Consider the following 23,923-nt stretch of genomic DNA (forward strand, 5'->3'; position numbering starts at 1 on the left):
CCTACATATTCGCAGGATTATTTCAACCCTATGTTTTTAGGTAAAGATGTTGCATCAATTGATGGATTATCATATATAGCATCAGGAAATGACATTCCTCCAGGAAGTTATTACCTAACGGTCTATGTCGGAAATGATTTAATCAAAAATGTTAACGTTGATTTCAAACAATCAAAAATAGATGATAAGGTCGACGCTTGTTTAACAAAAGAAATCATTGACCTAATTCCTTTTAATGAGAAAACAAAAAATGAATTTAAATTTTCTGATGCTAATAAAAATCAATGTATAGATATAAAAAGTCATATTAAGAATTTTACCTATGATGTTGAGTTATCGAAATTAATTCTTAGACTATCAATCCCTCAAATATACTTGGATTCAACAAGAACAACCTTAGCAGCGGAAGATAGTTGGGATGATGGAATTCCATTTTTTTTGATTAATTATAATTTCAATGGTTCAAATTCAAAAATTAAGAATATGAAAGGGTATTCATCATACTACTTGAACCTTAATAATAGAGTTAACTTGGGTCCTTGGAGATTAAACTCCAATGTGTATTTCAATCAAAATAAATCGGGTTCTCAAACAAATACAAATATAAAAATGAATAATAATTATCTTTCTAGGAATATAAATTCAATAAAAAGTTTTCTAGTTTTAGGCCAAAGCACAATAGGATCCAATTTATTTGATCAAATACCTTATATAGGTTTGACATTGGCCACTTCTGAAGAAATGTTGCCTGACAGTGATAAAGGATATAGCCCTTCTATTCGGGGTATTGCTGATACTAGATCTAAGCTTACAATAAAACAAAATGATAATATCATTTATCAAACTTATGTAAGTCCTGGTCCTTATGATATTAGTAACCTAAATTCTGTCGGTACTAGTGGTGATTATGAAGTTGAACTCACTTCGGTTGATGGTGAGGTAAAAAAATACACTGTTCCTTATTCATCATTACCCAATTTGCTTAGAACAGGAAAATATAACTACTCTGTTACAGCAGGTAAGCTAGATTTAAGCTCAGCGAAAAATAATAATTTTTTCCAAAGCACTTTTGCTATGGGAATGCCATTAGAATCGACATTTTTTATCGGTACACAACTTGCAATTGATTATAAGTCAATTGCATTAGGTGTTGGTAAAGATTTAGGGTACTTTGGTGCTTTATCATTAGATACAACCCACTCTAATGCAAAAATTAATAATTATGTGCAAACTGGTGAATCTTATAGAATACTTTATTCTAAAGCATTCAGTGATACAGGGACAAATATTCAACTGACTGGTTTTCGTTATTCAACATCGAACTTCTATTCTTTCAGTGAAGCAAGTTATAGAAATAATACAATGAATGACAACATTATGTATTTATATAGTGGCCGTAGAAAAGATAGTTTTCAAATAAACCTATCACAAAGGTTGAATGATTATGGTAATTTATATATTTGGGGTAATGTAAATTCCTACTGGGGACAAGAAAAAAATCCAGAAATATCCAGATTGGTTGGAACAAAACAATTAGACAGCTGAATAACGTTGTTGTTTCAGCAAGTTATAATAAAAACAACAATGGTAACATTAATGATGATGTATTTTATTTATCGTTAAGTTTACCCTTAACTAATGGAATGGATAAAAATTCAATATATTTATCCAATAATACAAGTTATAATAAATCAGGATATAACAATCTAACAAGCATGTCTGGTCGATTATTAGACAATAAGTTAGACTATAATGTATATCAAGTGATAAATAAAGACTCAGATAATAACAACACTAGCTTAAATATTAATTACAAAGCTAACTCAATAAATTTAAATGCAGGAACTTCATATTCAGCCAGTACAAAACAAATTAATTATGGAGCAAGTGGTGGTATTTTATTTCATCACGATGGTATTCTATTCACTAAGGAAGCAAATGATACTGCTATATTGGTTGAAGCTGAAGGTGCAACAGGTGCTAAAATTAACAAGTCAGGTGAGAATATTATTATTAATAATAGTGGCTATGCATTAATACCATACGCCACACCTTATCATTATAATGATGTCGAGCTTGACTCTTCAACATTTAATAATAGTTATGATATTGAAAATAAAATATTAAAAGTTTCACCAACTAGAGGAGCAATTAGCAAAGCCACCTTTGACGTTAGAAAAGGATTTAATTTTTTAGTTAAAGTAAAATATAAAGGAAAAATTATTAAATTTGGCTCATTAGTCAAAAATAATAAAGACAAAACGATTTATATTGCAAATGATGATGGTACTGTTTATTTGACTGGAGTTACTAACAAGTCAAATTATAGTGTTGACTGGGGAGATGGAATAACGTGCAAATTCACAGTGAATTATGATGAAAATTCAATTTTAGATATCGTTAATAAAACAGAAACCGATTGTGTATAAAACTTGGAGAAACAATGAAATTAATACATAGTTATTTATTTTTTGCTTATTTTTTTTGTTACTCAGAAAATGCAGCAGATGTTCAAGTTCAAATAAATGGTTCAATATTATCTCAAAGTTGCAATGTTAAAAGTACCGATTTAACTAAAAATGTTATTTTCAATGATCTTAATTTAGGCGAATTTCCTTATACAGGTTCTGTTAGCGAACCAGAGGAAGTTAATATTAGATTAGAGAACTGCACTGGGAATGTAGAGCAAATTTATTACATATTTTCCGGAGAACAGGACTTAAATGCTCCTAATTTACTTAAAATCACTGGCCAATCAGGCAGTTCATATGATGATTTAGCTAAAGGCATTGCAATAGAGATACTTGATGAAAACAAAAAAGCTGTACCACTAAATGAGAAAATAAATCTCAACAAGGCAATAACGGAAAAGACATATGATTTTAAATTTTTTTTAAGGTATAAATCAACAAGTCCTACAGTTACCTCTGGAGATGCTTCATCTTTACTTTACTTGGATTTTTATTATGAATAAAATTTCAATACTTTGTTTTTCTTTACTATATCTATTTACGTCATTTTTTTCGTATTCTGATCAAGTAAGCATTAATATAAAATCTAAGGTGGTTGAGTCAACTTGTATTATTTCAAGTGACTCAACTGATTTTGTAGTTAATATGGTAAGTACTAATTTAAGAGGACAAGACACAAACATTCCTTTTGGTAAATCCCCGTTTTCTATTACTCTTGATAATTGTCCTAATAGTATTAATATTGCTAATATTAAGTTCATTGGAGATCCTGACCATGTCATGCCTAATCTATTGAAAATATTAGATAATAACGAGTCAAGCGCTAAGGGAATTGCAATTGGGTTATATGACGAAAATAATAACATTATTAATATATCAAATAATAATATGAGTTATTCAATAAATCATGATGCAAATAAATACACTTTTCACTTCTCAGCAGCTTATGTAAAAACAAGAGAAGATGCAGTTCCCGGTCAAGTTCAAGCTATTTCTTATTTTGATATATATTATGATTAAAATTTTATTTACTATGCTATTCTTTATTTCACTAAGTTCATTTTCAGGCACTTCAGTTGTAGGCACTCGATTTTTTATCTCACCTGATACAAAAGTGTTAAATATTAAGATAATGAATGATAACGAAAGTGATTACTTAATAAAATCATCAATAAATAGCAATGAATTTATTGTAGCCCGGCCTTTATTTATTTTACCTAAAAACAAAAGTAACATCATAACAATAATTCCGAATAATATAAAATCAGTTAATAAAGATAAAATTTATAAACTAGTCATCACGGCCATCCCTAAGTCAAATAAAAATAGCGAGGGAAATATTATATCACTAGCAACAAGATCTCACTTTAATATTATCTATCAATATAAAAAAATAATGATAGCGATTTTAATGGCGTAAAATTAATAAGAGATAGCGATAAAAAATATTGGTTAAAAAATTATACCAATAGAATTTTCAATCTTGAAATATTAAACAATGAAAATTTAAAAAAATATCAAAGATACACATTAAGTCCAGAAAATAAAATTTACATTAAAAATTGTCAATCAGAAACCAGTTGTCAAGTATGGGTTAATTTTTTAACAAATAACGATATGATCATAAAAAAAATTAGGGTAGATTTTAATAAGTGATATTATATATCAGTAAGGATAATCTAAAATTCATGTGCTCATTAAAATAATTTAATAGTAATAAACTATATCAATTTAACTCCTATAATTGATTTAATATTTTGAATAAATAAACATATTAGAGGCTCATTATGAAATTAGTTTTATTATATTGTATTTTCCCACTAGTTATTTTTTTAACAATCCCTAGCGTTTGGTCACTTCCTAATAAAGATATTTTTATGAACACAAGTGGTATTCTTACCCTATCAGGTCCCGCTGATAGTGCAGCTTATTCATTTAGACAATTACTTACAACAATATCTTCCGGTACTCCAGCGAATCAAATTTCATTATGTAATAATGGAACCAAAACTTATGACCTAGCCAAGATTGAGTACTCCCCTATGCTGAATTTTTCTGGGTATTACGCTTCTAGCCCCTGGAAGTCCACCTTATTCGAAACTAACACTAGCGGAATATTACTATCAGCAACAATATGGTCGAGGGGGTCAATAACATTTCCATCTAATATCGATAACTCCAGCATACCAAATGAAACAAAAGTATTCTGGACTGGTACCGTTTCAAATACTGCTAGAATTGCGGGGGCATTTAAATTTGATACTTCAGGTAATTTATATCGAGGAGTCGGAATATTAGAAAACACATCAGTTATACCGAATCAACCCTTATATAGGTTTACTTGTTTTGATGCGAATAATGTAGCCCAAGAAACAGCAACTATCATACTTAGAGAAACAGTTGTTAGTTTTAATTTTACAACCTGTACACCTGATGCTAATACAAATATTATTAATATGGATGCAATTCCAGTTTCAACTATTGAAAATACAGATGCATCTACTTTAATCGCAACTAAAATACAAAAATTTTCACTTAAATGTGACCCTAATATTTACGTACAATATTCCATCGTTGATTTAAATGATCCAACAAATACGACATCTATATCAACGCTAACTGATGACTCAACCGCAACTGGTGTTGGCTATGGGGTCACCTCTTCAAATGGAGCTAGGCTATTATTTGGTCCTGATGGTTCAGCGCTAGGCATTCCTAACCAAACCAAATACCCTATAGGTTCATCTGGAACGATAGAGGGAAACAAAAACAATCCATTATCATTTCAATTAGGATTTAGTTATGTTCGAAAATCAGAAGAACCAATAGGAACAGGTTCAGCTAAATCATTGATTGCTATAACTTACTCATACCAATAAAATCACATGGATTGTTTTAATTCGCTAACTGATAAAATTCAAGGAATACATAAAATGAGTTCAAGGTTGCGCGATCTTAAAACAAAGAACCATTTAATTTTGATAAGGTGTCATATATTTCCTTACCTAACACCTATTAACCACGACACAAAAATCCTATATCATCTTGAACAATAGTATTTTTTTCAATATTTCGTATTTTTTGTGGTACAGGCGGACAGAGCAACATTTGAGATCCTTATAATCTATATTCGAAGTCAGTTTACGCACTACTGATTTTGAAAGTCCTTTAAACATTTTGTCTTAAATCACCTAACCAAGGATGAAAAATTACAATACAGATTACTAAACTGGATTTATAATTAACCAATTAGTGAACCATATTTTTATACACAGAATATCAACAAAATGATTTTTAATTTTGTTTTTAATTAAATAATCAGTATTATTAGTTTTTAAATTTATCAGTGAATTTTACAATGATTAATCTTTTTGAATTAAGAATTAAAACTGACAGGCATATAAGTACAGCAGTTTTAATAGGAATTATTGCCGGAGTATTCTCTGCTTTAGTAAAATCAGGCTTTGAAACACTCCTGCCCCCAAGAACATTAGATACAACGCCACCTCCGATTATATTATTGGAGAAATTAGGAATAAACGTTGATTCAATGAATTATCACTGGATGGGATATAGTATTAATTGGGGAGGGAATGGTGTACACATCTTATTCTCTATCGTTATCGCCATTCTTTATTGTCTTATTACTGAATATTTACCTCGTGCAAAATTACTGCACGGTATCGTATTCGGTATCGGCGTTTCCATCCTCGCACATGGTCTGATAGTTCCTTTATTAGGGCTATCTGGATGGTTATGGTCCGCAGGGCCAGAGGCAATGATCTCTGAGTTTGTTGGAACAGCCTTCTGGATATGGTCAATAGAAGCGATAAGACAAGATCTACGACCATTATTGATTAGATAAAAGCATGAACCTTTTTGCATTAACTGTAAATTTAACTTACAGTTAATGCAAACAATCATAAAATTAAATATGTTCTAATAAATGATTAACTTAATATTATTCATCTAGAAATCTAATAAATTAAAAAAATAAAAGCCAATATTAGTTTAAATATACATCGTGATAATGAAAATTAATAATGATAAATATATTCTTTACTTATGATATATTTATCATAAGATTCAGTTACCCAATAAATAATTAAGAAGATTGCTCTAGAGTTGGAGTAAGACTACTATCTCAAGTTGCAGCAAGCTGAACTTTTACATCACCCCCCAATGTACCGTCAGATTCAGATAGAGAATTAAAATCTGTTGCTACACCACTATAATAACAAAGGTGAATTCACTATGCTCTGTGGCATGATCAGAACCATTATAAATGCCATCCGCTGCTAAATTATCTAAGCCTGAAGTTAAATCTCTATATGTATCATTAAATACGTATTCTTTATTAGAACTTACCTAAACTACTTAACGCCAACGGTTAATTTAGAATCATCCGTTGTTCTTGCTAACGCACAGAAAATAATTTTTGATACTAATTTAAAATCTGTTTCCCCTGATTGTCCTTGAGTCTAAATATCAAATACCCTATTCTGTTGGTTAAAGATTTTTTGCATTCTGCATAATTAAAAGTTAACCTCTTTAAAGCTGTAAAAATTGACATACTTACTGTATATTTTATTGCTTTTGCTTGCCACGCAGCTGTCGATTGTGCTATACGAGCATTAGCAATAATAGAAAAAAATCGATAACTTTGGTAATAGAATAGATGCCATTTTTTATTTAAAATATTACTTCCCCTATTTTAGATATAATCTAAAATCACATCGTATAAAAGATATTTAACTCGTGTTTTTATAAGGCCCAATATAAATTAGATTTTATTTTTATGAGAGCCATTATCAATTTTATGTTCATCGTAGATATTAATACTATCTATCATATTTTTCATTCTTGATTCCCTCTCTATATATTTAAGTAAATCACTCCATTTTTTGTCTAGGACAATTAAATATTTTTCTAATTGCTCTAGAGTGATCGGTGTATTACCTAGCTCATAACGAGACACCTGTTGTTGGCTAACGTGTATTAATTTAGCCAATTCCTTTCCTGTTAAATTTTTATCTTTACGTGCCGCCTTTAAAAAAAGGCCAATACTTCTGCTCAGGGTATTCTTTCTAATATTCATAAAAATCCTAATAAAAATAAAAATAAAAATAAATTTATGATTACTTGCTCACTTATTCATTTCATCTACAATAATAAATATATTAAAAAAAGAGTAAAAACGTTTTTGGCAATCAAAAAACAGAAAACAATAGGTTCACCTTATCAATATGATGTCTTAACTAAAAATAAAGGTGTTATATACCAATATTACGCGTATTCCGGGTATTATTGGCTTTTACAAGTGTATGATTAGTAAATTGAATTAGTGCTTTCATTTACTAACCTTTCCTTTTTTTATTATTATTCATTATTTATTATACCTAGTTATCCTAGTAAGAATAAAATGAAATAAAATATTACATTTTATTACACTTAAATATTGGCACGCTTATACTTGAACAAAGAACAAACAAAGAGAGTAAAGAGAACGACGCTAAAAAAGTATCTAAAATTTCAGTTGATTAATAATATAATCTCGAAATCTAGTGATTAATGATATATAATAAATTTTATTACGCCTGTATTTTTATCCTATTCATTAAGACTATAAATTAAAAATATACATCATAATTTAAAGTGTTTGTTTACATAATAGCGAGAGTAAGATGTTTTATATGAAGCGCATAAATATGCTTTTAATTGTTGTTTTAATTACTCTATTCTCATATATTGGAGGCTTATTATCACATATTTTTTCGAGTGATAAAGTTGATCCGGAAACTAAGATTAAAGAGTATATGCTTGACTTACTGGCGTATCCATCAGCAGCTAGCTTTAAAAATATAAATTATCATTACTTAAGAAAAGATAACCGTGGCCGTGAAATCGGCTTTTATTGTGGTGAAGTATTTGGATTCGAAAATGAGCTACCTTACGGTTATAAACGTTTCTTTGTTAAATCTATAAAACAGCCTAATGGAGATGTTAACATATCAATCCCATCAGCTGAAAAAATAGAAAATTTTCTATCACAGAAAGAATTTGACAAATTATGGGAAAATTTTTGCTCAAAATAACAAATAACAAATAACATTAACCATATGTATATATAGTTACTACAGCGGCATTAATCTAACACTACGTAAAAAATGTAAAACAAGGTTGTTTTTATCTAATCCGTATACATTTGTAGCAAAAATTGAGATTTTCAGAGTATAAGTTAACAATTAGTCTTCCCTAACTGATTTTTAGTAGCCTTCAATTTTTTTGCTTTAATATCCCGCTAGTCTCGGGCTAAGCCCAGCGTATTTTTACTAAAAATCAAATTAAACTATTAATTAGTCTATATAATAGAGTAAGTTAGTTATTACTTTAGATAAATAAAATTCCTAAAAATACAACTAAAGGTATAATAATGAAAAGTGTCAGGCAAGAGAATGGTTAGGAGGAACAACTGATATTCATAAAAATTGACTTTAAGTGTAAATGGTGACAAGGAAATACTCGTAGCTTACGTTTCTAATCATAGGTGCACAATGCCTACTTTTTATCCCGTATCTAAATTAATCGGTAAAAAAATAAATTACTACAGAAAAATTAATGAATTAACTTTAATACAGCTTGGGAAAATAGTTGGCTCAGTAAACAACAATCAAGATATGAAAATGGAATTAACCGAACAAATATTGTTCTCTTAAATAAATATGCGATGGTGTTCAATTTGAAGTGTCCACTTCCCCTAAAATAAGACAGCTATAATTAGATTTTCTGCTCTAACCATTGCAGAGGTCATGATGAAAAAAGCCCGTTTTACTGAAACTCAAATCGTTAATATTTTAAAACTCGCTGATTCAAGTATGAAAGTGAAAGATATTTGCCATCAAAATGGGATCAGCAACGCCATTTACTATAATTGGGAATCAAAGTATGGTGGCATGGAAGCTAATGATGTTAAACGACTAAAAGAGATTGAATATGAAAACGTGAAACTGAAAAAGCTATTTGCGGAAATTAGCCTTGAAAATCATGCAATGAAGGAGCTTTTCGCAAAAAAGGGTTGGTAGTGGCTGAGAAAAGATCCTGTACTCAATCATTAAAAGAGGCTGGTTTATCAGTTAGTAAGGTTTGTATGCTGACATCGTTGTCACGAGCCACGTTTTACCGTCAGCAAGTAGATTCGCGTAAAAAAGGCCGTGTGGTAATTGATACCATACAATCCGTTTTAGCTAAATCACCACAATCGGGATTTTGGAAATGCTATTTCCGACTGAGATTTCAAGGCTATCCATTTAATCATAAACGAGTTTATCACATTTATTGTCGATTAGGATTGAACCGGAAACGACGGGTTAAGAAAGTACTTCCGAAACGGAAAAAAACATTAATAATAGAGAAAGTCCCGAACATTCAATGGCATTGAATTCTATGTACGACAATTTATATTGCGCTAAGCGCTTCAGAACCCTCAATATTATTGATGAAGGAACGCGTGAATGCTTAGCAACCGAGGTTGATACATCATTACCGGCTGAACGTGTCATCAGGATGCTTGAACGTTTAAAAGCCGAAAGAGGGTTACCGAAACAGATCCGAGTCGACAATGACCCTGAACTCTTTTTAGTTAACTTATTGAATTATTGTGAAGATAACCAAGTTTTGCAGTGCCATATTCAACCGAAAAAACCACAATAAAATGGGTTTATCGAGCGTTTTAATGGTTCGTTCCGTCGTGAATTTTTAAATGCGTATTTATTTGAATCGTTGAGCCAAGTTCGAGAATTAGCATGGTTTTGGCTGCAAGGTTATAACCAAAATCGAACACATGAAAGTTTAAATCACCTCCCATCGGAGGTCTATCGTAAACAGTTAGAAAACTCTAATTTGGTGAGTCTCAATTAAAGAGGAGTGGACACAATAAAAAACAAAAAAACCACCAAAGAATTTCAATAAATATTATTATAAAGATAATTATATTTTTACAATTGAAGAAATAAAGACAAAACGAATAGAACTCATGTATATTGAAAACATTAAAATATCAATTTAATATATTATCATATAAACAAATAGCACAATTTATTTTTTAAAGTTAAATTGAATTTTTCTTCAGACTAATTTAGTCCATATTTTATCCATAATTCTAATTCCGAATAAACCATTATCTAACAGCTTTATCTATTCCTCTATAAATAACCGAAATTCGATTCTGATTTTTTTAAATGACGTACTACTTTAGGTTGAATGGTTTGCTATAATGATGACAGCTTTATTGTAAAAAATTCTAGTGAATACATATACTTCTCCCTATACAAATATCAATTCATGAACTAATTTATCAAAAGCGACAAGCTAATAGGATAATACAAGAAAAAGAGTGGAAGTTAAAAAGAAAAATAACTAGATTTAAAAGAAGCTAAATGCAAATTAATACAAACGCAAGATGACCATAATCGATTGCACAAGTCAGTTTAGCAGTTCTTTAATTGAGGAATTTATAGAGTATTATGGAGCCTGTATATAATTTATGATAAATAGTCCTCCATCAAAATTGCTAATAAACCATTTTATTGCTGAAAATAGCGTGAACGCCCTCTTATTCATTAAAGTTAAGTCTGCATAAAATTAACACCCTTCCCTTGTATGCCCCCTTATGACAGATAAACTCGCCAGTAAGTGGTTAACAATTGAAAAGGTCGATTTATGAGTTCCATCTCATTTACTGTAAATTTCGTTGTTATTCACTATATGATTAAAAGAAATATGTAAAAGCCGAGAATGTTTGGCATCCCCCCCTCGGAAAATACCCTACAAAGGGAGTGCGATAGTGAGATGTCAATAAACAGTAGCTATAAGGCTACTTTATGTAAGGTATATATATTTTTTAGAGAATGCAACGATAGCTGCTTTACAAATATGATTAATTTAAAAACCTTTTTACCCACCAATTAGTTAAATAGTCAATCATTCATTATAGTGATTATCACTTTATAAATTAAAATCATATATGAGCTCAAATATGATTAGCAAGCGCTATCAATTTATCCAAAAATGACAGGTGTACTGGTAATTTCTAGAGAAGGCGAAACCTATCGTATCATGTCTGATGAAGAGGTCAGCATGGATGTGTTGAATTAGGTAACTTGAATCATTCTAACCCAAAATCAGGTAAAAACAAAAAGGAGTTAGATGATAATCATCTAACTCCTTGATAAATTTGGTGGCCCCTACTGGACTTGAACCAGTGACCAATCGATTATGAGTCGACTGCTCTAACCAACTGAGCTAAGGGGCCAAAGTGGAGAGGATTATACGTGTAGTTTTAGCTTAGGTCTAGTGTTTCGAAACCGTATGATGAAATTGTGTTCAACCTAGTTACCTTTCTTATAATTCAATGCGATAGCACAGGCTATTACTATCATTCGAATGTCGTTTTTTGCAATTTTAATGAGCCCTGCTATTTTTTATTTAAATCACTTTCTCGCACTTTATCTATATTTAACTCTCACCAATATCAAATTAACAATAAAAACAACATCATAATTGCAATCAATTTTATTAAAAATTCTTTATTCAAATAATTGATATAGAACAATATTTTTTATATTCAAATCTCACAATATGGTCTATAGATAATTCGCATATAGGACAATAATGATGAAAAAAGTACGTGCAGTTCAATATGGTTGCGGAAAAATGGGTAAATTTTTGATCCGTTACTTGCAAGAGCATGGTGCTGAAGTTGTGGCGGCTTTTGATATCAATGAAGCCGTTATTGGCAAAGATATAGGTGAAATTGCAGGAACGACGCCAACAGGGGTAAAAGTACAACCGCTACATGAAGCGGATAAAACTCTCGAAACCTTAAAGCCTGATGTTGGCATCATCGCAACATTGAGTACCATGGCTGATTTAGAAGATGCATTATCCCTATTTGCTCGTCATGGTGTAAACGCCATTTCAACCGGAGAAGAAGCCCTTTACCCATGGAATTCATCACCTGAAATTACACAAAAGCTTGATGCATTAGCCAAAGAAAACAATTGTACCCTTGCGGGCAGTGGCTACCCTGATATGTATTGGGGCGTACTCATTGACACCTTAGCAGGCTCCATGCACAAATTGGTGAAAATTAAAGGTTCTAGCTGCTATAACGTTGAAGATTACGGTATCGCTCTTGCTGTCGGTCACGGTGCGGGTTTAACTGTTGATGAGTTCGACAAACAAATTGGTAACTATAATGACTTACCTTACGATGTTATTTCGCAGAAAATCGAAAGCGGTGAATATGCACCACCGTATATGTGGACACAAAACGGCTGGCTATGTAGCCGCCTTGGGTTAACGATCACCAGCCAAACTCAGCGCTGTGTACCGCAAATTGCCCAGCAAGATATTTACTCCGAAACGCTCAAAATGACCGTTAAAAAAGGCGATGTCTTAGGCTTATCTGCAGTGGTGATCACCGAAACCGCAGAAGGTATTACCCTCGAAACAGAGTGTATTGGGAAAATCTTAACAGCGGGTGAGTGTGATAAAAATAGCTGGCAGTTAATTGGTGAACCCGACACCTCAATTGAGGTGAATAACCCAGCAACCGTAGAATTAACCTGTGCAAATTTAGTGAACCGCATTCCTGCACTGATTAATAGCCCTGCTGGCTATACCACCACAGAAAAAATGCCAAATAATGTATTTATGACCAAACCAATGCATGAGTATTTATAGCTAACATTGCCCACCTTCCGGTGGGCTATTTCCCCACACCTAGCCTTAGCGCGGTTTTACCATCTGCCATTCTAAGTGGTGTTTTATCGACGGCCATTCTGACTCGATAATGCTATATACGCAGCTATCACGCAGTTCACCCGTTTTAGTTTTCATATGATTACGCAAGATACCATCGAGCTTAGCCCCTAAACGTTCAATGGCACGGCGACTTTGGCTATTTAAAAAATGTGTACGAAACTCCACTGCAACGCAGTCTAATTCCTCAAAGGCATGTTTTAACAGCAAATATTTAGCCTCTGTATTTAATGCGGTACGTTGCACCTCTATTCCATACCAAGTGGCCCCAATTTCAACCCGCCTTACTGCATGGTCCACACGGTTATAAGAAGTAATACCCACTGGTTTATCGCTTCGTTTATCGATCACCACAAAAGGTAAGCATTCCTTTTTCTTGAAATTTTCCAGGCGCTTTTCCACATCTTGAGAGAAATATTCAGGCTCAGGCACTAAGGCATACCACAAATTATGCAGCCCATCTCGCCGAATGATATCTGCCAGTTCGACGTCATATTGGTGAGATAGAGGTTCAAGGCGAACGTATTCACCTTCTAAAGTAATAGCTTGGCAAATCTCTTTCATCATGGTTTCCCTATATTGCTCTTTATGCTGTGTGTTTCTTTTTTTAATCTCTTTTTATGACATAAAAACAAAAAAACACCTATTTTTTTATGACACTCAGCTATTTAACCGAAAACATATGATAAAAATCACAAAATTTTAACATCTTTACCAAATTACCCCTTCATTACGCTACAGTTAACTCATCTGACCTGTTAATGAAATCCCGAATGGGAGTATAATAATGAGCAATTTCCCACACCTTTTTACCCCACTTGATTTAGGCCATACCGTCCTAAAAAATCGCATCTTGATGGGTTCAATGCATACTGGGCTTGAAGAACACCCACAAGGCAGTGAGCGGCTAGCACATTTTTACCGCCTACGCGCTGAAAATGGTGTCAGCCTCATCATTACCGGTGGTATCGCCCCCAATCCAGAAGGGGCGCTTACCGCTCATGGCGCGGTATTAAACGATAAAAACCAGCTTTCATTTCATCAACAAATCACGGATGCCGTCCACCAAGCAGATGGTAAAATCGCCTTACAAATCTTGCATGCAGGGCGTTATGGGCTGCACCCTAAATTAGTTGCGCCAAGCCCTATTCAAGCAGAAATTATTCCTTTCGCCCCTCGAGAACTTTCAACTGATGAAGTTGAAAAAACGATTGATGACTTCGTGACAACAGCCAAGCTAGCTCAGCAAGCTGGGTATGATGGTGTTGAAATTATGGGTTCCGAAGGTTATTTAATTAACCAATTCATTACCAAGCGTACCAACCATAGAACTGATGAATGGGGTGGGAGTTACATAAACCGAATTCGCTTTCCCATTGAAATCGTGCGACAAATACGGAAAGCCGTTGGGGAAAACTTTATCATTATTTATCGACTTTCCATGTTGGATTTAGTCGAAGAAGGCTCAACATGGGAAGAAGTTGAATTTCTTGCCAAACAAATTGAAAACGCAGGTGCCAGTATGATCAACACGGGTATTGGTTGGCACGAAGCTCGAGTACCTACGATAGCAACACAAGTTCCCCGTAGTGCGTTTAGTTGGGTTACGCAAAAATTAATGGGAAAAGTGAATATTCCGCTGATAACCACAAATCGCATCAATGACCCCTTTGTTGCAGAACATATTATTGCCAATCATCAAGCAGATATGGTTTCAATGGCTCGGCCGTTTCTTGCTGATGAAGCATTTGTCCGTAAAGCAGCAGAAAATCGAGCTGATGAAATCAATACCTGCATTGGTTGTAATCAAGCCTGTCTCGACCTTATCTTTAGTGGAAAACTCGCCAGTTGTTTGGTTAACCCACAAGCCGTTAGGGAAATGGATTACCCTAACGAAAAAGCCCCACAGAGCAAATCTGTCGCAATTGTTGGCGCAGGGCCTGCCGGGTTATCTTGTGCAATTTATGCAGCAAAACGTGGGCATCGCGTCACTTTGTTTGAAAAGTCTAACCACATAGGTGGGCAATTTAACCTCGCGAAGCAAATCCCCGGTAAAGAAGAATTCCATGAAACTATTCGTTACTTCTGCCGACAACTGGAACTATTAAATGTTGATGTGCGCCTTGAACAACAAGCCGATGTTGACTGTTTATCTGGATTTGATGAGGTCATTATTGCAACGGGTGTCGTTCCACGAAAGATCCAGCTCGAAGGGGTTGACCACCATAAAGTCATTTCTTATATCGATGTCATCACCAAACAACGTTCAGTGGGGAAAAGTGCCGCCATTATTGGGGCTGGGGGGATTGGTTTTGATGTTGCCGAGTTGCTAACCCAAGAAGGAAAAAGTAGCAGTTTAGATTCATCACTATTTAATAAAGAGTGGAATATTGACACCACAATCCATTCAAAAGGTGGCGTATTTCCCCCACAAAAATCCCTTATGGCATCAGCTCGCCAATTGTACTTATTACAGCGTAAAAACAGTAAAGTCGGGGCGGGTCTTGGTAAAACAACCGGTTGGGTGCATCGCTTATCCCTAATGAAGCGGGGTGTGCAGATGCTAAATGGTGTTGAATATATGCGAGTTGATAACGAAGGGCTACATATTCGTTATCAAAATGAAATCCAGTGCCTTCCCGTTGATAATGTGATTTTATGTGCAGGGCAAGAGCCTTACCGCCCATTAAAAGTACAATTAGCAGAACGTGGGATTAATGCCTATGTTATTGGTGGTGCTGATGTTGCCGCAGAGCTGGATGCGCGCCGCGCTATCGAGCAAGGTATGAAAATTGCGTATCAGCTTTAATTTTTCTGCTCCGTTGTTCGGGATTTTCGCTAGGGTTTATCACATATCCCAAAAAAAAGGCAGAGATTGCTTTCACAGTCCCTGCCCTTCTTTTGGTTCACACAATTAATCGCGGTGAGATAACCGTGCTTCAGCGTTAGCCAGTTTTTCATCTTCCGCTATGCACACAGCCGCAGTAAATAACACGTCAGTTGAAGAGTTAAGCGCTGTTTCGACTGAATCCTGTAACACGCCAATCATCACACCAACCGCAACCACTTGCATCGCAATCTCATTTGAAATACCAAACATGTTACAAGCTAATGGGATCAATAACAGTGAGCCGCCCGCAACCCCAGAAGCGCCACACGCACAGACTGCGGCCACTACACTTAATAGTAATGCTGTTGGGATATCAACAGGAATACCTAAAGTGTGTACCGCGGCTAACGTCAGCACTGTAATCGTTACCGCTGCGCCTGCCATATTGATGGTTGCGCCTAATGGGATAGAAACAGAGTAGGTATCTTCGTGCAGATTCATACGACGGCACATCCCCATATTCACAGGAATATTCGCTGCGGAACTACGCGTAAAGAATGCCGTTACCCCGCTTTCACGTAAGCAAGCTAAAACTAATGGGTATGGGTTGCGCTTCATTTTCCAATAGACAATCAGTGGGTTAACAACCAAAGCAACAATCAACATACAGCCAATTAAAACTGCGAGAACGTGGATATAACCTTTTAAGGTTGAAAAACCTGTCGTTGCGATAGTTGAAGCAACCAAGCCAAAAATCCCTAAAGGCGCTAAGCGGATCACAACACGTACCAGCTGTGTTACTGCATTAGAAAAATCATGAACTAAATTTTTTGTGGTTTCATTTGCATGGCGCAGTGCAATACCCAACCCAATCGCCCACGCTAAAATACCAATATAATTGCCCTTAATCAGTGCATCGATAGGGTTCGCAAATATATTGATTAGCAAACCTTTTAACACTTCAGCAATATTTCCCGGAGGATTTAGCTGTGTATCACCGACCACTAACACTAAATTTGATGGAAATAGGAAAGAACCAATAACAGCGACAACCGCGGCAAAAAATGTTCCCAAAATATATAAGACCAGTATGGGTTTGATATTGGTTTTTTGCCCTTGGCGGTGGTTAGCAATGGATGACATCACTAACACCCATACTAATACAGGCGCAACAGCCTTTAATGCACTAACGAATAAATCCCCTAACAACCCGACATTTTTTGCAGCAGATGGCCATAACCATGCAAGCAAAATACCTGCTATCAAGCCAACCAGTATCTGCTTGACTAGACTACCTTGGCTAATAACTCGCCATAACCCTGTTTTATTTGTATCCATAATAGACCTATATTATTTATCTTTATTAGGAATTAAATGTGTTTGCACAGCAAGTATAAGGAATAATAGTCGCCTGAAAAGGCAATTATTCAAAATATACACAATGATTGATTTTGTTTAACAAACATTTTACATAACTGTGATCTCAATAGAGTTTTGTTTCTTATAGTAGAATGGCATGAACAAAATGGTTGAGTGTTTTCAGAGGGTTAAAAAAAATCCCCTGCTTTTACAGCAGAGGATTTAAAAAATGAAAAAAATGAAAAAGGTAAATTAATTTTTTGCTTCGTTGCGTTTATTAACAATAGCATTAATAACTAGCGTTACGACTAAGATTGACGCAATCACGCCCAATGAAATCGGTGTTGGGATGTGGAAAATATCAATCAATAGCATTTTTATACCGATAAAGCTTAAAATCACCGCTAAACCGTATTTTAGCATTGAGAATTTCTCAGCAACCCCAGACAACAAGAAGTACATGGCTCGCAGGCCTAAAATAGCAAATAAATTCGATGTTAAAACAATGAATGGGTCAGTTGTTACCGCAAAAATAGCGGGTATGCTGTCCACTGCAAATATCACATCACTAATCTCAACTAAGATCAGTACTAAAATAAGTGGGGTCGCAAATAAAATGCCATTACGTTTAATGAAGAATTTTTCACCATGTAATTCATCTGTCATGCGTAAATGAGAACGAACCCATTTGACTAACGGTTTATCTGTAATTGGCGAGTCATCTTCTTTAGCAAAAGCCATTTTCAAACCCGTAAATAGCAAGAACAAGCCAAATACATATAAAATCCAGCTAAATTGTGTGACTAACCAACTACCTGCAAAAATCATAATCGTACGAAGTACGATAGCGCCCAATACTCCATAAACCAACACGCGACGCTGTAAATTGGCTGGGATCGCGAAATAACTAAATAACATTAACCAGACGAATACGTTATCGACAGCTAATGCTTTTTCTAATAAATAACCCGTTAAGAACGCCATGGTTTGGCTATCGGCAAACTCACGTCCTACGTTCTCATTAAGATACCACCAAAAGCCTGCTGCAAAGAGCAGTGAAAGCGTTACCCACACGATACTCCAAGCCGCAGCTTGTTTCATCGACATTGCTTGGCCTTTGTGTTTCCCTTGCCAGAACAAATCAATGAGTAACATAAGTAAAATAATAACGGCAAAACTACCCCATAAAATTGGGTTACCAACTGAGTGCATTTTCCTTTCCCTTAAAAACAAAAAACGGCTGATATCCAGAAGACATCAGCCGCTTAAAATTCGTTAACCACAAGTTATTTCTTTTGGTTGTAAATTATGAGCAAACCCCGCCTTCTGGCAAGGTCTCACTTACAACACAAACACCCCAAAAATAGGGAACTGTGGTGCTCGGCTACCGGGTGTAATATGTACACCGTAATGACGATAAACCGACAAGAAGAAGTTACTCCCCTTTGCTATGGCGATAAGATACGGTAAATAGTCTTAAAATGCAATAATTAGCCGTTATTGTTTTATCGTTATTTTTTTACATTAAAAGATAAATTAACCAGTATATTTCGCATACTCTGAGAAAAAAAACAGGCTAAACGCCGTTTTTAAGCACTTTACATCGTTACATACCACACGATAAATTGTAAAAATAAACCAAAACTTAAATGAATTCTAAAAATAAGCTTAAAATTTGCTGTTTAGTTATTTTCTGTTTTGTTAAAGTGAGCGTGCTTTACACTAACAGCCTGAGGAAACACTACTTTCACTTTGGCATTCACTTAATCCATTTCTCCCTGCCCAACAACAAGTTTGTTGCTGTTATTGCCGTTTAGGAAACATTAATGGAATTAGTTAAAGAACTTTTTTTCGCCCTTTGGCACCAAGATTATGTCACCTTATCTAACCCTGCGTTAGTGTGGTCGATTTACTTCATGCTGTTCGCTATCTTGTTTCTTGAAAACGGGGTATTGCCTGCAGCGTTTTTACCTGGTGATAGCTTATTGATTTTAGTTGGTGTACTCATCGCTAAAGGCGCGTTAAGTTATCCGCTCACCATCGTCATTTTAACCGCTGGTGCCAGTTTAGGCTGCTGGGTTGGTTATATACAAGGGCGATGGCTGGGTAACACACGAATTGTTAAAGGCTGGCTAGCGCACTTACCTGAACACTACCACCAACGCGCTTATGGCTTGTTCCACCGTCATGGCCTCGCTGCCTTATTAATTGGCCGTTTTTTAGCTTTTGTCAGAACACTACTTCCAACTATCGCAGGCCTTGCAGGCTTGCAAAATGGTCGTTTCCAAGTATTTAATTGGTTAAGTGGCTTACTGTGGGTGTTAATTTTGACTGCGATTGGTTATGGCTTTGGTAAAAGCCCGATTTTCCTACAATATGAACATCATATTATGAATATTTTGATGTTGATCCCTGTAGGGCTACTGATCCTTGGCCTAATAGGTAGCATTGCCGTTGTCGTCAAGAAAAAGTTTTCAAATAAAAAAGTAAATTAATCCTCCGTGCGGGAACGCCCTGTTCTCGCACTTTCATTTTTACTTAATTTTACCTCTCAATATTTCGGCTCACCCCAACAAAGATAAACCACTGAAAATAAAAATATTTTCCTTAATACTGTTTTTTACATTTTTTCTGAGCCCACAATTTATTGTTGAATAACTCATTGCACTTAATGTAAAAACGGTTATTGTTAATACAGTGAAGTTTCTTTTCTATTGATAGGAGGTTCTACATGTCATCAAATCATTCATCAGAAGACCTACGCGCAGAACTCAAAGCGTTAGCTGACTCTCTTGAAGCTGTATTGAATGATACAGGCGAGAAATCGAAAGAAGAGATTGAAAGCTTGAAATCCAAAGCGAAAGACGCACTTTGCTCATCTCGCGCTAAACTCGGTCAAACGACTGAAAGGATCACTGAACAAACTAAAGAAATTGCGGGCCGTGCAGACAACTATGTCAAAGAAAACCCATGGACTGGTATCGGTATCGGTGCTGCTGTTGGTGTGGTTCTTGGCGTACTTCTCGCGAAACGTTAATGACTTATGGAACAAAATCAACAACGTCAGGGCCCCGGTAAAGGGGTCCTTGAAATACTGCAGCGTATCGCGAGTATCACCGTTAATATTGTTGAAACTCGCCTTCAGCTCATTGCTGTTGAGCTTGAAGAAGAAAAAGTTAATTTTATCCAACTGCTATTGTTAGTTGGGCTAGCGCTTCTTTTTACTGCTTTTGGTCTAATGTGTCTAATTGGACTCATTTTTTGGTCTGTAGACCCTGTTTATCGTTATCAAGCACTGGCGATAACAACAGGATGTTTAGTTCTACTCGCCATTATTTTTGCTATTTGGGCCCTCAAAAAAGCGAAGCAATCTACCTTATTGAGCTCCACACGGGAGCAATTAAGCCAAGATGCAAGTGCATTAGCAGGTAAGGATAATGACCAGAAATAAACGCCAATTACTTGCCGCAAAAAAACAGCGATTACTCAACAGAATTGAGCAGCAACGGAGCGACCTTGCTGCAAGTTCTGAAGATTGGCTACATGTGACAGCCCCTTATGACCGCACATGGAAAACCTTGGTTACCTTCCGCCCTTTATTTATTGCGGCAACAGGCCTGCTTTCAATTTATTCACTGAAAAGACCACAGCGCATACTCCAATTAGGGAAAAAAGCCTTCACGATGTGGGGCATAGCAAGAACAATTCAAAGTACGATCAATGCAGGAAAGAAATAGTTTCAATTAAAATCAATATGTTAAATTGAACCTCTTCACTTTAGCTAGTTCCTCCTCCATCTCCATTCAATTTTTTTGACTATCTTTGTTAATAAGCTTTGCTTTTTATTGAAAAAGCAAATGACTACTATAAGCCCATCAAATGTTTTCTTGCCTATTTGTGCTGAAAACAACATTACAAAGCGACACATATCGCAAATAATTTATATTTAATGGCTTATTAGTCTGGAGAATCTTAATGAAAAATTTAGAAAGTGGTGCGGTATTGTTAGCTCGTATTATGATGCCAATTCTGTTCATTGTTGCTGGGTATGGAAAACTGGGAGATGCATACGCAGGAACACAGCAATACATGCAAGCAATGGGTGTTCCAGGCTTTTTATTACCGCTAACCATTTTATTAGAACTTGGTGGTGGCCTAGCCATTCTGTTCGGTTTCTTAACTCGAACTGTGGCCCTATTTACTGCAGGCTTTACCGTATTAACGGCGCTACTGTTCCATATCGACTTTAGCGTGGCACCAAATAGCTTAATGTTTATGAAAAACTTTACTATTGCAGGCGGTTTCTTACTGTTAGCTGTGACTGGCCCAGGGAAATTTAGTATTGACCATTTATTAAATAAAAAATGGTAACTCCGATTTCATTATCACCCTTATTGATTTAGTTTATTTTTGTCCAATTTGTACCTCCTTCGGGAGGTATTTTTTTGCCTAAAATAAAGGTTTTGGCTCAGCTAAAGGAAATTTATTTGGGTAAGGAGTTTTCAGTTATTGTTTTAGGGGGCTGCATAATCAAACCCTACTCGTAAACTCTAAATAGTTTGAGTTGTAGGTAGGCGGCAAATTGAGTCATCCCGTGAGCATACATAAGTATGTGACTCGGGTGACTCAATGAAGCCAACACCCCTACGGCTCAAAATATAACGAGTTTACACTCTAAATAATTTGGGGATTTCTCGGAGACACCACGACTTAGCCTCCCCCATACTATCCCGCCGCCACGCCATAATAATATTCGTCTCATGGCTAAACTCTGCGCCAACCACCTTCAAACGCCCTTCACGAATATCTTGCTCAACCATTGGGTACGGCATCGTCGCAACACCAAGACCGGCCAACAGTGCATTGTGTTTATCTTCAATCGTCGACACCGTTAATCGTTGTTGCTTATCCAACAACTGCACCGTTATCACAGGCCGCTCACGTGCGGTATCAGCCACTGCGATCCCTCGGTACTTCACTCGAGTCGCATCAGATAACGGTTCTGGCTCTTGGTGAATGGGATGATCCGGGCTCGCCACGTAAATATGATTAATGGTATATAACGATTTAGAGTTAATCTCTGAAGATGATCGGAAATGCATATCAGGGGCAATCACGATGTCCGCTTTACCACTTTCAAGGCGCTCCCATGCGCCCGCTAAAACCTCAGTAATTAAAGATAACTGTGTTTCTGATTTTTCCGCCAATCGTTCCACCAGCGGAAAAAGAGAATGAGCAGGAACTAGCGCCTCGCACACGATGGTTAAATGCGTTTCCCATCCTTTTGCCAGGGCTTCTGCATCAGATGTTAGCTTATCAGCGGCTTCAAGTAGGATCCTCCCTCTATCAAGTAACATCCTACCGACATTAGTAAACTTAGTTCTATGCCCTGAACGGTCAAATAAAATGACATCGAGCTCTTCTTCTAATTTTTGCATGGTATAACTCAGCGCAGAAGGAACTCGCCCCAATTCTTCAGCGGCTGCAGCAAAACTACCACGGCGGTCGATTGCATCCATAACCCTTAATGATTCAAGTGTTAATGCTCTCTCTTTACTCATGAAGCTTCTCTTTCAGGAAATTTGAATAAGGGAAACAGATTAACTGGCTAACAATTCAACGTCCAGCTATTTATTATAACAATAGATTATTAACTTATTTATTTTCGATAGGGGGTTAACCATTATGATGATACTAAGACCCGCTAATCATTGCGGCAAAGCTGATTATGGTTGGCTACAAGCGCGTTATTCCTTTTCATTTGGTCATTATTTTGACCCAGACTTTATGGGTTTTAAAACACTCAGAGTGCTGAATCAAGAAGTTATCGCGCCACAAAATGCATTACAGCCAAGAACCTACCCACATGTCGATATCTTAAATATCATCCTAAAAGGGCATGCGGAGTATCGTGATAGCTCAGGTAATACTATCCAAGCGAATGAAGGTGAATGTGTGCGTTTTTCACCGCGCCCAGACCTCAGCTACAGTGAACAAAATGTGTGTCCCAAAACACCGCTAACGCGTTTACAGCTCTGGCTAAATGCTTGCCCACAGCAAGAATCGTTACCTTTGCAAAAAATAACCATTAATGAAAATGAGAACAAACTTATCGCATCTCCTGATGGGGAGGAGGAAAGTATTCAATTACGTCAACAAATTTGGATCACCCAAATTCATTTGGCGGCCAATGAATCATCAGCGATAACGCTAAAAGGAAGAAACTCATTCCTTCAATCTATACATGGTGGAGCAACATTGCGTACACCAAAAGGCGAGCAGTTAGGAATGAATTGCAATGACGGGGCGTTTATCCAAGACGATAATCAAGTCATCATTAGTGCAGATAAACCGTTTAGAGGCCTGTTAATCGACCTTGGGGAATAAAAACTCCCCCCTTCCAGCTATAACAGCATGAATTTTGCGAACGGATTCGCAAATT

At 35.7% G+C, this 23,923-nt stretch carries 20 protein-coding genes, 1 tRNA gene and 2 pseudogenes; 17 read left to right on the forward strand and 6 right to left on the reverse strand.

Annotated features, from left to right (window positions below; genetic code table 11):
• Positions 1-30: 30 nt before the first annotated feature.
• The 7 genes and pseudogenes from PSF67_RS00800 to PSF67_RS00830 form a co-directional block, all read left to right on the forward strand.
• Positions 31-2,108, forward strand: a pseudogene (locus PSF67_RS00800) (fimbria/pilus outer membrane usher protein); the annotation flags it as partial.
• A 114-nt stretch (positions 2,109-2,222) separates the two neighbouring features.
• Complete coding sequence (locus tag PSF67_RS00805; RefSeq protein ID WP_272676418.1) at positions 2,223-2,429, forward strand: FimD/PapC C-terminal domain-containing protein; 207 nt, start codon at positions 2,223-2,225, stop codon at positions 2,427-2,429.
• Positions 2,430-2,443: 14 nt separating this feature from the next.
• Positions 2,444-2,974: a fimbrial protein gene (locus PSF67_RS00810; RefSeq protein ID WP_272676392.1), complete on the forward strand. Its 531-nt coding sequence runs from the start codon at positions 2,444-2,446 to the stop codon at positions 2,972-2,974.
• On the forward strand, positions 2,967-3,491 hold the full coding sequence (locus tag PSF67_RS00815) for a fimbrial protein (protein ID WP_272676393.1): 525 nt from the start codon (positions 2,967-2,969) through the stop codon (positions 3,489-3,491). Before PSF67_RS00810 ends, PSF67_RS00815 begins: the two co-directional genes overlap by 8 nt.
• Positions 3,484-3,891 (forward strand): fimbria/pilus periplasmic chaperone, encoded by a 408-nt coding sequence (locus PSF67_RS00820; RefSeq protein WP_272676394.1) that lies wholly within the window; start codon positions 3,484-3,486, stop codon positions 3,889-3,891. Before PSF67_RS00815 ends, PSF67_RS00820 begins: the two co-directional genes overlap by 8 nt.
• A 367-nt stretch (positions 3,892-4,258) precedes the next feature.
• On the forward strand, positions 4,259-5,350 hold the full coding sequence (locus PSF67_RS00825) for a fimbrial protein (RefSeq protein WP_272676395.1): 1,092 nt from the start codon (positions 4,259-4,261) through the stop codon (positions 5,348-5,350).
• Between the two features lie 479 nt (positions 5,351-5,829).
• A complete protein-coding gene (locus PSF67_RS00830; RefSeq protein WP_272676396.1) occupies positions 5,830-6,336 on the forward strand; it encodes a YagU family protein in 507 nt (168 codons plus the stop codon).
• Positions 6,337-7,254: 918 nt separating this feature from the next.
• On the opposite strand, the gene PSF67_RS00835 is transcribed toward PSF67_RS00830, so the two are convergent.
• Positions 7,255-7,569: a helix-turn-helix domain-containing protein gene (locus tag PSF67_RS00835; RefSeq protein ID WP_272676397.1), complete on the reverse strand. Its 315-nt coding sequence runs from the start codon at positions 7,567-7,569 to the stop codon at positions 7,255-7,257.
• A gap of 595 nt (positions 7,570-8,164) precedes the next feature.
• Here PSF67_RS00835 and PSF67_RS00840 point away from each other — a divergent pair.
• Together PSF67_RS00840 and PSF67_RS00845 are read left to right on the forward strand one after the other, a co-directional pair.
• Complete coding sequence (locus PSF67_RS00840) at positions 8,165-8,566, forward strand: hypothetical protein (RefSeq protein ID WP_272676398.1); 402 nt, start codon at positions 8,165-8,167, stop codon at positions 8,564-8,566.
• A 717-nt stretch (positions 8,567-9,283) separates the two neighbouring features.
• Positions 9,284-10,388 (forward strand): annotated as a pseudogene (locus PSF67_RS00845) (IS3 family transposase).
• A 1,316-nt stretch (positions 10,389-11,704) separates the two neighbouring features.
• Here the strand turns inward: PSF67_RS00845 and PSF67_RS00850 are convergent.
• Positions 11,705-11,781: transfer RNA gene (locus PSF67_RS00850), tRNA-Ile, on the reverse strand.
• Positions 11,782-12,140: 359 nt separating this feature from the next.
• Here PSF67_RS00850 and PSF67_RS00855 point away from each other — a divergent pair.
• Complete coding sequence (locus PSF67_RS00855) at positions 12,141-13,214, forward strand: NAD(P)H-dependent amine dehydrogenase family protein (RefSeq protein ID WP_272676399.1); 1,074 nt, start codon at positions 12,141-12,143, stop codon at positions 13,212-13,214.
• Between the two features lie 45 nt (positions 13,215-13,259).
• Here PSF67_RS00855 and PSF67_RS00860 read toward each other — a convergent pair whose 3' ends face one another.
• Complete coding sequence (locus PSF67_RS00860; RefSeq protein ID WP_272676419.1) at positions 13,260-13,856, reverse strand: GNAT family N-acetyltransferase; 597 nt, start codon at positions 13,854-13,856, stop codon at positions 13,260-13,262.
• Positions 13,857-14,079: 223 nt separating this feature from the next.
• On the opposite strand from PSF67_RS00860, the gene PSF67_RS00865 reads away from it, so the two are divergent.
• Complete coding sequence (locus PSF67_RS00865) at positions 14,080-16,101, forward strand: NADPH-dependent 2,4-dienoyl-CoA reductase (protein WP_272676400.1); 2,022 nt, start codon at positions 14,080-14,082, stop codon at positions 16,099-16,101.
• Between the two features lie 105 nt (positions 16,102-16,206).
• Here the strand turns inward: PSF67_RS00865 and sstT are convergent, their stop codons facing one another.
• Both sstT and PSF67_RS00875 read right to left on the reverse strand, forming a co-directional pair.
• Positions 16,207-17,460 (reverse strand): serine/threonine transporter SstT, encoded by a 1,254-nt coding sequence (gene sstT / locus PSF67_RS00870; RefSeq protein WP_102137892.1) that lies wholly within the window; start codon positions 17,458-17,460, stop codon positions 16,207-16,209.
• Between the two features lie 273 nt (positions 17,461-17,733).
• The gene (locus PSF67_RS00875) at positions 17,734-18,693 is read right to left on the reverse strand and encodes a TerC family protein (protein WP_102137893.1); all 960 of its coding nucleotides are present in this window, start codon (positions 18,691-18,693) and stop codon (positions 17,734-17,736) included.
• A 614-nt stretch (positions 18,694-19,307) separates the two neighbouring features.
• Here PSF67_RS00875 and PSF67_RS00880 point away from each other — a divergent pair.
• The 5 genes from PSF67_RS00880 to PSF67_RS00900 all read left to right on the forward strand — a co-directional run bounded on the left by PSF67_RS00880 (position 19,308) and on the right by PSF67_RS00900 (position 21,852).
• Entirely contained in the window at positions 19,308-19,976 is a 669-nt protein-coding gene (locus tag PSF67_RS00880) for a DedA family protein (protein WP_102137894.1), read from the forward strand.
• A gap of 236 nt (positions 19,977-20,212) precedes the next feature.
• Positions 20,213-20,518: a DUF883 family protein gene (locus PSF67_RS00885; RefSeq protein WP_102137895.1), complete on the forward strand. Its 306-nt coding sequence runs from the start codon at positions 20,213-20,215 to the stop codon at positions 20,516-20,518.
• A 6-nt stretch (positions 20,519-20,524) separates the two neighbouring features.
• Positions 20,525-20,932, forward strand: a complete 408-nt coding sequence (locus tag PSF67_RS00890) for a phage holin family protein (protein WP_166264347.1) — start codon at positions 20,525-20,527, stop codon at positions 20,930-20,932.
• On the forward strand, positions 20,919-21,218 hold the full coding sequence (locus PSF67_RS00895) for a YqjK-like family protein (protein ID WP_102137897.1): 300 nt from the start codon (positions 20,919-20,921) through the stop codon (positions 21,216-21,218). The genes PSF67_RS00890 and PSF67_RS00895 overlap by 14 nt, the downstream gene beginning before the upstream one ends.
• Before the next feature lie 238 nt (positions 21,219-21,456).
• Positions 21,457-21,852: a DoxX family protein gene (locus PSF67_RS00900; protein WP_102137898.1), complete on the forward strand. Its 396-nt coding sequence runs from the start codon at positions 21,457-21,459 to the stop codon at positions 21,850-21,852.
• 296 nt (positions 21,853-22,148) lie between these two features.
• On the opposite strand, the gene PSF67_RS00905 is transcribed toward PSF67_RS00900, so the two are convergent.
• On the reverse strand, positions 22,149-23,042 hold the full coding sequence (locus tag PSF67_RS00905) for a LysR family transcriptional regulator (protein ID WP_102137899.1): 894 nt from the start codon (positions 23,040-23,042) through the stop codon (positions 22,149-22,151).
• A gap of 124 nt (positions 23,043-23,166) precedes the next feature.
• Between PSF67_RS00905 and PSF67_RS00910 the strand changes: the two genes are divergently transcribed.
• Positions 23,167-23,868 (forward strand): pirin family protein, encoded by a 702-nt coding sequence (locus PSF67_RS00910; RefSeq protein ID WP_166264343.1) that lies wholly within the window; start codon positions 23,167-23,169, stop codon positions 23,866-23,868.
• Positions 23,869-23,923 lie beyond the last annotated feature (55 nt).

The sequence above is a fragment of the Providencia sp. PROV076 genome (assembly GCF_028483405.1).
GTDB classification, from domain to species: domain Bacteria; phylum Pseudomonadota; class Gammaproteobacteria; order Enterobacterales; family Enterobacteriaceae; genus Providencia; species Providencia huaxiensis.